General features: G+C 71.3%; 12 protein-coding genes. 4 read left to right on the top strand and 8 right to left on the bottom strand.

The features are described 5' to 3' along the window. Positions 1-33: 33 nt before the first annotated feature. Positions 34-1,053 (bottom strand): expansin EXLX1 family cellulose-binding protein, encoded by a 1,020-nt coding sequence (locus ACTJKJ_RS13580; RefSeq protein WP_440820770.1) that lies wholly within the window; start codon positions 1,051-1,053, stop codon positions 34-36. Between the two features lie 192 nt (positions 1,054-1,245). On the opposite strand from ACTJKJ_RS13580, the gene ACTJKJ_RS13575 reads away from it, so the two are divergent. Next, entirely contained in the window at positions 1,246-3,222 is a 1,977-nt protein-coding gene (locus ACTJKJ_RS13575) for a phosphatase PAP2 family protein (protein ID WP_440820769.1), read from the top strand. 26 nt (positions 3,223-3,248) lie between these two features. Further along, positions 3,249-4,061 (top strand): NPP1 family protein, encoded by an 813-nt coding sequence (locus tag ACTJKJ_RS13570; protein ID WP_440820768.1) that lies wholly within the window; start codon positions 3,249-3,251, stop codon positions 4,059-4,061. Between the two features lie 72 nt (positions 4,062-4,133). Here ACTJKJ_RS13570 and ACTJKJ_RS13565 read toward each other — a convergent pair whose 3' ends face one another. Then, a complete protein-coding gene (locus ACTJKJ_RS13565; protein WP_440820767.1) occupies positions 4,134-5,345 on the bottom strand; it encodes a PAS domain-containing sensor histidine kinase in 1,212 nt (403 codons plus the stop codon). A gap of 59 nt (positions 5,346-5,404) precedes the next feature. After that, complete coding sequence (gene norR, locus ACTJKJ_RS13560) at positions 5,405-6,979, bottom strand: nitric oxide reductase transcriptional regulator NorR (protein WP_440820766.1); 1,575 nt, start codon at positions 6,977-6,979, stop codon at positions 5,405-5,407. A 183-nt stretch (positions 6,980-7,162) separates the two neighbouring features. On the opposite strand from norR, the gene hmpA reads away from it, so the two are divergent. Both hmpA and ACTJKJ_RS13550 read left to right on the top strand, forming a co-directional pair. After that, positions 7,163-8,356: an NO-inducible flavohemoprotein gene (gene hmpA, locus ACTJKJ_RS13555; RefSeq protein WP_297382231.1), complete on the top strand. Its 1,194-nt coding sequence runs from the start codon at positions 7,163-7,165 to the stop codon at positions 8,354-8,356. Positions 8,357-8,434: 78 nt separating this feature from the next. Beyond that, positions 8,435-9,268 carry an enoyl-CoA hydratase-related protein gene (locus ACTJKJ_RS13550; protein WP_440820765.1) on the top strand — a complete coding sequence of 278 codons (834 nt, stop codon included), beginning with the start codon at positions 8,435-8,437 and terminating at the stop codon, positions 9,266-9,268. 184 nt (positions 9,269-9,452) lie between these two features. Here ACTJKJ_RS13550 and ACTJKJ_RS13545 read toward each other — a convergent pair whose 3' ends face one another. The 5 genes from ACTJKJ_RS13545 to ACTJKJ_RS13525 form a co-directional block, all read right to left on the bottom strand. Then, a complete protein-coding gene (locus ACTJKJ_RS13545; RefSeq protein WP_091724693.1) occupies positions 9,453-9,728 on the bottom strand; it encodes an HU family DNA-binding protein in 276 nt (91 codons plus the stop codon). A gap of 250 nt (positions 9,729-9,978) precedes the next feature. Continuing rightward, entirely contained in the window at positions 9,979-11,466 is a 1,488-nt protein-coding gene (locus ACTJKJ_RS13540; protein ID WP_091724694.1) for a PA domain-containing protein, read from the bottom strand. A 3-nt stretch (positions 11,467-11,469) separates the two neighbouring features. After that, complete coding sequence (locus tag ACTJKJ_RS13535) at positions 11,470-11,925, bottom strand: post-PEP-CTERM-1 domain-containing protein (protein ID WP_091724695.1); 456 nt, start codon at positions 11,923-11,925, stop codon at positions 11,470-11,472. Positions 11,926-11,986: 61 nt separating this feature from the next. After that, entirely contained in the window at positions 11,987-12,667 is a 681-nt protein-coding gene (locus ACTJKJ_RS13530; protein WP_440820764.1) for a choice-of-anchor J domain-containing protein, read from the bottom strand. A 468-nt stretch (positions 12,668-13,135) separates the two neighbouring features. Next, positions 13,136-13,840 (bottom strand): alpha/beta fold hydrolase, encoded by a 705-nt coding sequence (locus tag ACTJKJ_RS13525; protein WP_440820763.1) that lies wholly within the window; start codon positions 13,838-13,840, stop codon positions 13,136-13,138. Positions 13,841-13,847: the final 7 nt, after the last annotated feature.

Raw genomic sequence — 13,847 nt, 5'->3', positions numbered from 1 at the left:
TCGTCGCGTCGGACCGGCCCGTGCCCGTCCCGCTCAGCGATTGGCGCAGAAGCCGAACGAGGTGGTCGCGCCGGCTTGCAGCGTCTGGTTCCAGCTGACGCCCACCGCGCTCGCGCTGGTGCCGCTCTGCGACACCGTCGCGTTCCAGGCGGTGTAGACCGCGCCGACGACCGGGAAGGACACCGTCCAGTTCAGCGGCGTCGCGTTGGGATTGCCCACGGTGACGTTGTTGCAGTAGCCCTGGCCCCAGTCGTTGGCCACGCTGATGCTGACCGTGGCCGGCTGCGCGGGTGTCGTCGGCGTCGTCGGCGTGCCGCCGCCGCCGGACGATCCGCCCGAGCCCGCCGCCGGCAGGACCAGCGGGAACTGCTGGCCGAGGTCGATCTCCGTCGTCACCGCCAGCGTCACGTTCGGGGCCAGCATCTGCTGGCCGAAGACGTCGGTGATCCGGATGTCGTAGGGGCCGGGGCCCATGCCGCTCGGGGCGATGAAGTAGTTGTACATCTCGCGGCCGAGCGTCGTGAACGCGCCGCCGCTGCTGGGCCGGTATTCGAGCGAGGCCACCGGGCCGGCGTGATCGCGGACCTGCACCCCCGCCCACCACTGGCTCGATCCCTCCTTGAAGAACAGCTTGGCCGAGCGCGCGTTGCACGACACGTAGCGCCAGCTGATGGGGATGCGTCCGGCCTCGATCGGCGAGATCTTCGCGAACGCTTCCTGCGACAGGTCCACGTCACCGGGCGCGCACTCGGGGCAGCGGTCATCGACGCGTGCCACCACCTTCTGTTGCGTGTTGAGGTTGGTCACCTCGATGCAGGCGCCGCAGGCCTGCGCGGTGTTGTAGTCGGCGGTGTTCATCGCCGCGGTCAGGATGTCGGTGGGCTTGGGCAAGGAGCAGTTGCCGCCTCCGCCGTAGCCGTAGAAGGTACCCTGCCCGGTGTGGGTCTGCTGGTAGTTGCCCTGCGCCGCGGCGGTGAGCTGCAAGCCCGCTAGCAAGCCGCCGGCCAGCAGCGACAGGAACACGCGGCGATGCGCCGCAAGCCGTGATGTCATGACGATTTCCCCCGTTTGACCTCGATGAACACTGGTGAATCCGTGGTCTGCCCCACTGGACCGCCGCAGTGTCCCGGCTTCGTCCGCAAGCCCTGGTGAGAATGGGTAACGCCATATGACTGCGTTGTCATCGGCACGACATCGAGCCCCCCTAGAGTCCGCCGCCGTCCCCACCCGCTTGTCTCACCACCGATGTCCCTCTCCGCCTTCCCGGCCAAGCGCCGCCCGCTGCTGCTCGCCCTGCTCCCCGTGTTCGTGCCCGCGCTGCTGCTCGGCGCCTGCTCCTCCGACGACGACGACAGCCAGGACCAGCCCCTGGTCATCCCCGCCGCGCCCCAGGGCCTGGGCACGACCGACAGCGCCGCGGTGCAGGACGAGACGCAGGTCCCGCCCTTCATCGACAACATCGCGAGCAACCAGCGCGGCGACGCGCGCTACGCCACCTTGCAGACCAACGCCGGCGTGCGCGTGGTGTCGGGCTTCCTGGACATCTGGCAGCCGAGCACGCTGCTTGTCGACGCGGGCGCGAGCGCCCCGGCACGCGACGGCTTCGCGGCCGTGGCCGCATCGAGCTGGAGCGGCCTGCCCGGCGACGCGACCGACGGCAAGGTGCTCAACGCGGCGGTCCATGCCGCCAACGTGCAGTATGTCGTCGATGCCACCGCGCGCCGCACCCCGGCGCAGGAGCTGGCCGCCTACCTCGACGATCGCCGCGGCAAGGGCTACAGCATCAGCGACGGCATGGGTCCGTTGACGACGGCCTGGCGCACGCTCAGCGAGCAGAGCACCACCATCACGGACATCGGGGCCGACGCGACCACGGTGCTCTACAACGACAAGGGCAACGACATCGGCAACGCGGGCAGCGCCAACAGCCACGGCTTCGGCGCGGCGATCGACCTGGTGTCCAACATCGGCAACAACGCGTCGACGGAGCCGGCCAAGCGCTTCTACAAGTACGCCCGCCCCTGGCGCTGGAGCGCCAGCGTCAAGGTGGTGCCGGCGCTGGAGCCGGCCAAGAGCGGCACGCCGACGACCGATGGCGGCTTCGTCAGCGGCCACAGCGCGGAAGCCGTGCGCAAGGCGCTGGCGATGGCCTACCTCGTGCCCGAGCGCTACCAGGAGATGGTCACCCGCGCCCTGGTGCTGGGCGAGAACCGCATCTACGCGGGCATGCATTCGCCGCTGGACGTGATCGGCGGTCGCATCCAGGGCGTGGCGGCCGCGGCGGCCAACCTGGCCACCGATCCCAACAAGTCCGGCCGCCAGGCCGCCTACGACCAGGCACGCACGGCGCTGATGGGCGCCGTCGGCGCGAAGGACGCCGCAGCGCTGCAGGCCTATGCGCATTCGCTGCCGCTGGCGCAGGACCCCTACGCCGACTACGCCACCAACAAGGCGACGGTGTTGCGCCTGATGACCTTCGGCCTGGCGCCGATCGCCGCCACCACCAAGGCGGCGGTCGTGCCCAAGGGCGCGGAGGTGCTGCTGGAGACGCGCCTGCCCTACCTCAGCGCCGACCAGCGCCGCGTGGTGCTGAAGACGACCGCGCTGGCCTCCGGCACACCGGTCATGGACGATGCCGAGGGCTGGGGCCGGCTGAACCTGTTCGCCGCGGCCGATGGCTACGGCGCCTTCGATGGCGACGTCAGCGTCACGATGGATGCGGCCCGAGGCGGCTTCCAGGCCTTGGACGCGTGGCGCAACGACATCCGCGGCGCCGGCAAGCTGACCAAGCTGGGCAGCGGCACGCTGGCCCTGGCGGGCGCGAATGCCTTCACCGGCGGCACGCAGGTTTCGGGCGGCGTGCTGCGCGCCGACAGCGCCAAGGCGCTGGGCACCGGCGATGTCTACGTCGACACCGGCACGCTGATGACGCAGGCGGCCACGCCGGTGGCGGTGGTGAACTACACCCAGCTCGCGACCGGCGCGCTGGAGCTGCACCTGGGCGCCGCCAACGCCGGCAGCCTGGCCGCGGCGGGCAACGTGGTGATCGCCGGCGGCACGCTGACGGTGAAGTTCCAGGCCGGCACGGTGCCGCGCAGTGGCGACACCGTGGTGGCGATCCAGGCGGCGACGCTGAAGGGCAAGTTCGACAAGGTGGTGGTCGAGGGCTTCACCGCGACGCCGACCTACACGGCGACGGGCCTGCAGATCCGCATCAACTGAGCACCAGGGGACATCGCATGAACCGCATGAACCACACGAAGCGCTTGAGCCGCTTGAGCGCCGCCGCCGCGCTGGTCCTGTCGACCGTCGTCGCCGCGCCGTCGGCATGGGCCGACGACTTCCCCGCCCTGTCGGCGGCCTGGCCGGCGAACGTGTCGATCGCAGCGACCTATCCGCTGTTCGACTTCGACACCGACGGCTGCCTGCCGAGCGCCGGCATCAGCCGTAGCGGGCAGCAGAACGGCGGGCTGAAGACCTCGGGCGGCATCACCGCCGGCTGCCGCCGCGCGGACTTCCTGGACTACGCGAACACGCTGCATCGCCACGCCTGCATCACCAGCGGCGGCAACGTCTATTGCGGCCATTTCTACGCGCTGTATTTCCTGAAGGACCAGGTGACGGCGCTCGGTGGCGGTCATCGCCACGACTGGGAGCACGCGGCGATCTGGACCACGAATGGCGTGGTCACCCATGCCGGCTACAGCGCGCATGGCGACCTGACCAACGCGGCGGTCGGCACGCTGGCCGTGCAGAACGGGCACGTGCGCTTCGTCTATCACAAGGACGGCGCGCTGACGCATGCGATGCGCTTCGCCGGCACCGACGAGATCGCCGCCGAGAACCCGTATGGCCAGTGGCTCACGCCGGCGATCGTCAGCTGGACCGCGATGACCGGCGACGGCGTGAGCAACGCGACGATGCGCGGCCTGCTCAACGGCTTCGACTACGGCTCGGCCAACGTGCCGGTCAAGGACGGCAACTTCCTGACCAACCTCAACAACGGCCGCCCGGCCGGTTATCCGGCGTTCACGTCGGCCAGCATCGACGCGGCGCGCTGAGTCGCCGCGATCGGTTCGGCGCCTCGGGCGCCGGGCGCGACCCAGGGCCGCGGCGCGATGCCGCGGCCCTTGTCATTTCATCGCGTGCGCCGCCTCGTCCGCCAGCGCGTCGGCGCTCAGCGGCAGCCGGACCGACACCGACGCGCCCTGCCCGCTGCCCGCGCTGTGGGCGGCCGCGCCGCCGCCATGCAGTTCCGCGATGCTGCGCACCAGCGCGAGCCCCAGGCCCAGGCCGCCGTGCGCCCCATGCGCGCCGTGACCGCGCGCATGCTCCTCGCCCTGCGAGAAGGGCTCGAACGCATGGGCCAGCGTCTGCGCGGTCATGCCGATGCCGTTGTCGACGACGGTGATCACCGCCGCATCGTCGTCGCGCCGCAGCGTCAGCGCGATCGTGCCGCCCGGCGGCGTGAACTTGATCGCGTTGCTGAGCAGGTTGCTCACCAGCTGGATCAAGCGCGTGCGGTCGCCCGTGACCGCCAGCGGCTGCGTCGGCCAGGTGGCCTGCAGGCGATGCTCGCGGGCCTCGGCCGCCGGACGCATGCCCTCGACGGCCTCCCGCACCACCTCGCCCAGCTCCAGCGGTGTCATGGTCAGCCGCACCTTCCCGGTGGTGACGCGGCTGACGTCGAGCAGGTCCTCGACCAGCCGGTTGATCTGCCGCACCTGCTTGCTCGCGACCTCGACGCACCAGGTGGCGCGTGGGCTCAGCGTCTCGCGGTCCAGCAGGGACAGCACGTTGGTCAGCGGCGCCAGCGGATTGCGGATCTCGTGCGACAGCACCGCGATGAATTCGGTCATGCGGCGGCTTTCCTCGACCAACTCCGCCATGCGGCGGCGCTCGCGCTCCTGCTCCATGCGCGCGGTGAGGTCGCGGGTGACCTTGGCGTAACCGAGCAGGTCGCCGTCTGCATGCTTGATCGCCGTGATCACGACATTGGCCCAGAAGGTCGACCCGTCGCGCCGCACGCGCCAGCCCTCGTCCTCGAAGCGGCCGTGCTCGCGCGCGAGCTTCAGCTCCTCGTCGGGCCAGGCCGCGTCGATGTCCGGCTGGGTGTAGAAGACCGAGAAATGCCGGCCGATGATCTCGTCCGCCTCATACCCCTTGATGCGCCGCGCGCCCGCGTTCCAGGTCGCGATCCGGCCGGACGGCGTGAGCAGGAAGATCGCGTAGTCCAGCACGCCCTCCACCAGGCGCCGATAGGCCTCGTCGCCTGCCTCGCGCAAGCGGGCGACGTCGTCGTGCTCTCGGTCCTGACCGTCGTTTGCTGGCTTGTCAGCCGTCATCTCGTACCTCGTCCGCCTCACTGTCCCGTGAGTCCGTGACCTGCCCTGAGCGGGCGACTCTATCGCGGCACGGCCACGCCGAGCCGTTTCAACAGCCGCAGGAAATTGCTGCGATCCATGCCGGCCTCGCGGGCCGCGGCGGCCATCGCGCCACCGTGGCGCCGCAGCGCCTCCTCGATCCAGCGGCGCTGGAACTGCTCGGTCGCCGCGCGCAGGCCCGGCCCCGTGGCATGCGCTTCAACTCCCGGCGCCGAATCGCCCGCCGGCGCAACCGGATCACGGGGCATTCCGGGTTCCCGGCCGGCCCCGGCGACGGCCTCGGTGGGCGCAGGGCGCGCTGTCGATGCGCCCTCGCCCAGGCCGAGGTGCTCCGGCTCGATCGCGATCCATCGCCCGCCGCGTCCCGCCGTCGCCAGCGCGCGCAGCGCGGCGCGGCTGATCAGATGCTCGAGTTCGCGGACATTGCCCGGCCAGTCGTGGGCGAGCAGCGCCTGCGACGCCGCCGGCGACAGCCGCAGGTTGCGGGCGCCGAGCCGGTGCTGGTTCTCCTCCAGGAAACTGCCGGCCAGCGCCAGCACGTCGCGGCCGCGCTCGCGCAGCGCCGGCACCCGCAGCGGATAGACCGACAGCCGGTGATAGAGATCGGCGCGGAAGCGACCGCGCGCGACCTCCTCGCGCAGGTCGCGGTTGGTCGCGGCCAGGACCCGCACGTCGACCCGCTGCACGCGATCGCTGCCGGGACGCTGTACGTCGCCGCTCTGCAGCACGCGCAGCAGCTTGGCCTGCACCGGCAGCGGCAGCTCGCCGACCTCGTCCAGCAGCAGCGTGCCGCCGTCGGCCAGCTCGAACTTGCCGACCCGGTCCGCCACCGCGCCGGTGAAGGCGCCGCGCTTGTGGCCGAAGAGCTCGCTGTCGGCCAGGGTCTCGGGCAAGGCGGCGCAGTTGATCTGCACCAGCGGCCGGTCCTGGCGCGTCGAGCGGGCATGCAGGCGCTCCGCGACGAGTTCCTTGCCGACGCCGGTCTCGCCCAGGATCAGCACCGTCAGGTCGGAGGCCGCGACGGTGTCGATCTCGCCGCGCAGGCGGACCATCGCGGCGCTGCGTCCGAGCAGCTCGCGCGGACTGTCGCGCCGCACCGCCCGCGCCAGCGCCTGTTCGCGCGCGGCGCGCAGGGCCAGCGTCGCGATCGTGTCCTCGGCCGCGAGGCCCGCCTCGAGCAGCCGCACGACCGCCGCCAGCCGTTGCGGACCCACCTCGTCGAACGCGTGGGGATCGAGCGCATCCAGCGTCACCAGGCCCCAGACGCGGCCGTCGACGCGCAGCGGCGCGCCCATGCAGTCGTGGACGGCCTCCAGTTCCTGCTGGTGCTCGAGCAGGCCGTCATAGGGATCGGGCAGGCCCGCGTCGGCGGCGAAGCGCAGGCCCTCGCCGCTGGCCAGCAGGCGGGCCAGGCGCGGATGGGCAGCCGCGGGAAAGCGCCGGCCCAGCGCTTCCTCGGCCAGTCCGTCCACGGCCACCGGTTGCAGCACCGGCTCGCCCTCTTCGGGCAACAGGCGCAGCAACGCGGCCGCGTCGCAGCGGACCAGACCGCGCACCGCGGCGAGCAATTGGCGAAACCTCGCTTCCGTTGTCATTTCGACACTTCCGTTGTCCGTTCGACAGCGGCGGATTCTCGGTCATTCCGACCACACGTCCACCGTGCAGCGCGGAAACCCCAGCCGGCTCAATGACTTGCAGCGCCGCTGCCAACGCCGCATGCTTGGCACGATTCCTGATTGCTGACGGTCATCCTCAACGAATCCGGAGTTCCGACGCTCATGTTCAAGCCCCAGACCATCGCCCTGATCCAGGCCACGGTGCCGCTGCTGAAGTCGCGCGGCGAGGAGATCACGCGCCACTTCTATCGCGTGATGCTGTCCGAGCATCCCGAGCTGAAGGCCTTCTTCAACGAGGCGCACCAGGCCGAGGGCACGCAGGCGCGCGCGCTGGCCGGTGCGGTGCTGGCCTACGCGAGCCACATCGACCGCGTCCATGAACTGGCCCCGGCCCTGCCCCGCATCGTCCAGAAGCATGTGGCGCTGGGCGTGCAGCCGGCGCATTACCCGATCGTCGGCCAATGCCTGCTGCGCGCGATCCGCGAGGTGCTGGGCGCCGAGGTGGCCACCGACGCGATCATCGACGCCTGGGCCGAGGCCTACGGCGCGCTGGCGCAGCTGCTGATCGATGCCGAGGAGCAGGTCTACGCCGCCACCGCCGCGCTGCCGGGCGGCTGGCGCGGCCAACGCACGATGGTCGTCGCGCGCAAGGAGCGCGAGAGCGAGCTGATCACCTCGTTCTACCTGGAGCCGGTCGACGGCCAGCCGCTCCCGCCGTTCCAGCCCGGGCAATACCTGACGCTGGTGCTGGACATCGACGGCCGCACGGTGCGCCGCAACTACTCGCTGTCGGACGCGCCGGGCAAGCCCTGGTACCGCGTCAGCATCAAGCGGGAGGACGGCGGCCTGGTGTCGGGCTGGATGCACGACCGCGTCGAGGTCGGCGCGCGCCTGGAGGTGCAGGCGCCGGCGGGCGAGTTCACGCTCGACCCGCAAGCCACCCGGCCGCTGCTGCTGGTGACGGGCGGCGTCGGCATCACGCCGGCGATGGCGATGCTGGAGTCGGCGGCCCCCAGCGGCCGGCCGATCCGCTTCATCCACGCGGCGCGCCACGGCGGCGTGCACGCCTTCCGCGAGCGCGTGGACCTGCTGGCCGCGGCGCACCGCAACGTCGAGGCCATGTACGTCTACGACGCGCCGCGCGAAGGCGACGAGCCGCACGAGGTCGGCCAGGTGACGGACGCGCTGCTGGCGCGCCACCTGCCCGAGGACCGCGACGTCGACCTGTACCTGCTCGGACCGAAGCCGTTCATGCAGGCGGTCTACCGCGCCGGCCGCCAGCTCGGCGTGCCCGAGGCGCAGCTGCGCTACGAGTTCTTCGGCCCGACGCAGGAGCTGGTCGCGTCGCCTCGATGACGCGGTGCGGCGGGGTCTGCCGCTAGCATGGCCCGTCCCCTGCCCGCCCGGCGGCAGGGACGGAACAAGGAGACCCGAATGGAATGCCTCACCCTGACCGAAGACGCCGGCGTCGGCCACCTGGTGCTGAACCGGCCCGACGCGATGAACACGATGTCGCCGCAGCTGTGGCGCGAGCTGGAGACGGTGCTGGACCAGCTGCATCGCAGCCCGACGCTGCGGGCGCTGGTGATCTCGTCGACGGGCCGGCATTTCAGCGCAGGCATGTCACTGGACGTGTTCCAGAACGGCGGCATCCAGCTCGACGACCGCAGCGCCGAAGGGCGTGCCGCGATCGTCGACCTGCTGGCCGACATGCAGCAGGCCTTCAACCGCCTGGACGACCTGCGCGTGCCGACGATCGCCGCGATCCAGGGCGGCTGCATCGGCGGCGCGGTGGACCTGGTGGCGGCCTGCGACATCCGCTATGCGGAGGCCGGCGCCTTCTTCTGCATCCAGGAGATCAACATCGGCATGGCGGCCGACCTGGGCACGCTGCAGCGCCTGCCCAAGCTGATCCCGCTGGGGGTGGTCAAGGAAATGGCCTACACCGGCCGCCGCCTGCCGGCGGCGCGGGCACTGGCGGTCGGACTGGTGAACGACGTGCTGCCGACGCCGGCCGAGTGCGTCGAGGCCGCGCTGCAGTGCGCGCGCGAGATCGCGCAGAAGCCACCGGTGGCGGTGTGGGGCAGCAAGCAGGCGATCCACTACGCGCGCGATCACGGCGTCAAGGACAGCCTGCAGCAGATGGGCTGGCTGCAGGCGGCGATCTGGCAGAACAGGAACTTGATGGAGGCGTTCGCGGCGACGCAGGCCAAGCGGCCCACGGCGTTTCCGGATTTGGCGGCGCTGAAGTTCTTCCGCGAAGGCTGAGGTCCTCGCTGCCAGCCCGCCCTTGATCTTCATCGGAAAAGGCGGCTCCGCCTCAAGGCCCCCAGACGCCCCGGCGTCGTAGCTCCAGGCCGAGGTCAAGCCCAACGCGGCGGTCCAGAAAACAGAAACGCCCGCCCTGCATCTCGCAGGAGCGGGCGTTGTCGCGAGACAAGCGCCGGGAGGCTTACTTGTTCACCGCATCCTTCAGCGCCTTGCCGGCGGTGAACTTGGCGACCTTGGAGGCCGGGATGTCCAGCGCTTCGCCGGTGGCCGGGTTCTTGCCGGTGCGGGCGGCGCGCTCGCTCACCTTGAAGGTGCCGAAGCCCACCAGGGCGATCTGGTCGCCGGCGGCCAGGGCTTCGGTGATGGTTTCCAGGGTCGCGTCCAGGGCGGTCGCGGCCACGGCACGGGTGACGCCCGCCTTGGTGGCGATGCCTTCGATCAGTTCACTCTTGTTCATCAATGCTTCCAGTAAAAAACCAGGGTCCGGCGAGCCGGGGCCGCGATTATCAGCCAGTCCGGCACCCCCGCTTGTTTGAAGACGCAACCGCCTCGACGCCAGGGCCGTCAGGCGTCCGCATCGCGGATGGCATCGCCTTTTCGGGCGACATCGTCCCCCTGAAGACGGCCCTCCCAGCCATTCAGTCTCCCTGAACGACGAAGCCCGGCGCGAGCGCCGGGCTTCTGGGGGCGTCAGGTCGCCCGCAGGCTTACCAGCCCAGGTCCTTCAGCAGCGACTTGGTCAGGTCCTTCGGCGGCACCAGCACCAGGCCCAGGTCCGGGCTGATGTTGGGTTCCATCAGCAGGTTGGGCGAGGCCGAGACATCCCAGTGCGACACCGACGAGCCGCCCACCAGCGGGTTGGGCGTGTACAGCAGGGGCCGGCCCAGCGCGTCGGCACCGGCGCGGCGGCTCGGGTCGGTCGTCAGCGAGCCGGTCGCGTAGCCCACCTTGCCGCGCATGCCGTAGGGCACCGAGGCGGTGATGGCGGCGCGCAGCTTCACGCCGTCGGCCTGCGACACGCTGATCGTCGGGATGGTGACCGTCGGATCGCTGCCACCCAGGCCCGGCGCCGCGCCCGCGACGTTGTTGGCGATGATCACGCCGATCGCGCCGGCGTTCTGCGCGTTCTTGGCCTTGACCGCGAAACCGCAGGTGCCGCGATCGATCACCACCACCTTGCCGGCGCTGGCGGCCGTGTCGGCGCCGTTGAACGGCAGGCAGCCCTGGCCCGCGCCGACCGTGTCCGGCGCGATCGTCGAGATCGACCCCAGCGTCATCCCGCTGCCGACCGCCGGCCCGAAGGAGGCGGTGCCGTAGGGGTACTGGCCCGAATAACCCGGCGCCGCGGTCGCGACCTTCAGCACCGGCGTGGCGGCCAGCATGCCGGCGCCGGCGACCACGTTGGGCCCGACCCAGGCCAGGCCCAGCGGGTTCACCGCCGAGGCCTTGCGCTCCGCGCTCGTCATGTTCAGCCAGGTCTTGCCCTGGGTGTTGTCGAACATGAAGCGCTCCCAGATGCTGGGCAGCCCGTCGTCGGTGTAGGCGGTGCCGGCGCGGTTGATGCGCTTGCCGGTCGAGGTCTGCACCGACAGCACGCTGAAGCCCAGGCCATGGCCCAGCTCATGCAGCAGCGTCTCGACGAAGTTCACGCCATTGCCGAAGTTGCCGTCGATGCCCAGGTAGAACGGCGAGCCGGTCAGGCAGCCTTCCTTGCCCAGGTTGATGTTGAACTGGGTCTTGATGTCGACGTTGTTGAAGCCGGTGGTGTCGGGCTGGCCCTCGCTCAGGTTGACCTTGGCCAGCTTGTTGGCCAGGGCCTGCGGGTACCAGGTGTCGGGCGCGCCGCCCTGGAAGCCGTACCAGAAGTTCCAGGCGCTGGCGCTGCCCAGCGTCGCCGACGAGGCGGTGCAGGCCAGCGGTTCCCAGGCGGCGCTGACGGTGATGGTCACGTCGCTTTCCAGCGCCTGTTCCCAGACGTCGGCGACGTAGCGGTAGATGAACATGCGCTGCTCGCCGAGCGTGGTGCCCGGGTTGCCGCCCACCGGCGCGACCGGCGTGGTGTCGTTGAAGCCGACGCCGGCCGGATCGCGGCTCTGGATGACGATGGTGGCGGCCTGCGCCAGGCCGGCGCCGCACAGGGCGGCCACGACGGCCGAGCGCAGCAGGGTCTGCTTGAAGCTGAAGGTCTTGGGCATGGCTTACTCCGTGGGCAGGGCCGACTTGGCGGCGGCGGCGCTCTTCATGAAGGCCTCGGCCTCTTCCTTGCTGGCGAAGCAGGCTTCGATCAGCTTGCCGTCGGGACCGCGCACGACGACGGACTGGCTCGCCATCTCGTCGGTCGCGCGGATGCCGGTGGCACCGCTGCTGTGCAGCTTCATCTGCGGCGAGAGCGCCACCGCGCGCAGCGCGACGCGGGCCTTGGCGGCCGGCAGCTGCGCCTGCAGCGCGGCATGTTCCTCGGCCGTGGCCGGGCGGAGCTTGCCGGTCTCGGCGTCGCGCACGACGACGAGGGACTCCTGCGCCATGACGGGCGCGGCGGAGGGCGCCGACGGGGCGGCGGGAGCGGCGGTCGCCGGCGCGGCGGCTTCGTGAGCCTGCGCCGCCAGCGGCAGGGCCGCGGCGATCGCCAGGCCCAGGGAGATGCGGGTGATCATGGTCGTTGTCCTTGCGGAGATGACTCGAAGGGATCGGGAAACGGGAAGCGCGCGTCGGCGCTCAACGCGCGGCGCGACGGCGGCGGGCGGCCATCAGGCCCAGCAGGCTGACGCCGGCCAGCGCCCAGCTCGAGGGCTCGGGCACCTGCGCCACCACCAGGCTGTCGACCGCGGCGATGTCGGAGGTGTCGACGGCGCCGACGTGGCCGAGGGCGAAGCGCGCGCTCGATCCCGTGCCCTGGCCCGCGATCGTGAAGGTGTATCGGCTCCACTCGCCGAGGGTGGCGGTGATCGTGGCGACCGGCAGCAGGCTGGCCAGGTCGCCGGCGGCGTCCACCAGGCCATAGGTCAGGTCGTCGGCGTAGTTGCCGTCGACGCCGCCACGGGCCCAGAAGGAGACCTGCGTGTCGAAGGCCGTCGAGAAGGCGGAAGTGATCAGCCAGCTGCCCAGCGAGCCGCCGTCCGGACCGGCCGCCCAGCGCGCCTGCAGGAAGGATTCACCGGCGCCGGCCTGTGCTGGGAAGTTGGACTCCAGGCCCTGCGTCCAGCCCGGCACCGCGCCCGACGGCGAATTCAGGTTGATGAAGCGCCAGTCGGCGGCGCCCAGGCGGTCGGGCGCCAGCACCGTGCCGCCGTTGACGACCGTGGTGTCGAAGCCTTCGTTGATGAGGGTGTATTGCTCGGCATGGGCCGACGCCATCGCGCCGAACACCGCCGCGACCAAACAGACTTTCTTGAACATTGCTGCGTCCTTCTTCGGGATGAAGGTGGGATGACCACCTGGACTCGAGCGGCGGCGCACCGGGATGACGGACGTCGCCGCGACTGCTGTCGGCCGGCGGGAGGGCGGCCTTCGGGCGGGTCGATTCTGTGACTCCCGTCACGGTTCGCAGGAGGGGGTCGGGCCGTGCCTCCCCCCCGGTGCGGGGGTGGTTGTTTCCCTAAGGCGCGTGGGGACGCGGGTCGGCATGACGGGGCCAGGACTTGCGCGGTCCGGGCGCGCACGCGGGCGCAAACGGCCGCGCAAACGCATCGTCACGGGAAGTGCCGGCGGCGGGCCACCGCGCGCGTGGCGGTCCGACGTGGCGCCAGCCGCCCGAGGCGCGCGATGGGCGACTCACGCGCCCTTCACTTCGCTCGCCAACGAGTGTGGCGACCTCCGTGTAAATCCGGATGGGCAGTGCGCGTGCATGGGGCACCGCGACACCGCTCAGCGCGGCGCGCCGGGGCCGACCTCGGCCAGCCACTCGCGGACCGCGGCGATCACCTCCGCGGGCCGGTCCTTGTGCGGCGAGTGTCCGCAGGCCGGGATCTCGAAGAGGCGGGTCCGCGGCACCGCGCGGGCGATGCCGCGGATCTGCTCGAGCGTGCCGTATTCATCGTCGACGCCCTGCATCGCCAGCAGCGGGCAGCGGATCGCGCGGGTCTCCTCGACGATCGACCAGTCGCGGAACGCGGGGCTGAGCCAGCAGTCGCTCCAGCCGTGGAAGGGCGAGTCGGGATCGTCATGGAAGCGCGCCAGGCGCTCGCGCAGCGGGCCGCGCTCATAGGCCGCGACGGTGTCCCGGATGCCGTCGATGGAGAGCGACTCCACGACGATGTGCGGCGCCGCGACGATCGCGCCCGCGGTGGGCCGCCGGGCCGCATGCAGCAGCGCGATGGAGCCGCCGTCGCTGTGGCCGAAGAGCCAGGGCGGCGAGTCGATGCCCAGCCCGGCCAGCACCGCGGGCAGCACCTCATGCGCCTGGCGGTGGAGATAGTCCGGGGTCCAGCGCTCATCGGGGGCCCGCATCGTCGAGCGGCCGTAGCCGGGCCGCGAGTACACCAGGCCGCGCAGGCCCAGGGCCTCGCACAGGCGGGCCGGGAAGTCGCGCCACATCGCGATCGACCCGAGCCCCTCGTGCAGGAACACCATCACCGGG

This window comes from Roseateles sp. 22389, assembly GCF_052044995.1.
In the GTDB taxonomy this organism is placed as follows: Bacteria; Pseudomonadota; Gammaproteobacteria; order Burkholderiales; family Burkholderiaceae_C; genus Roseateles.
The sequence above is the reverse complement of the archived record's forward strand: the minus strand, read 5'-3'. Positions and strand labels throughout refer to the sequence as shown.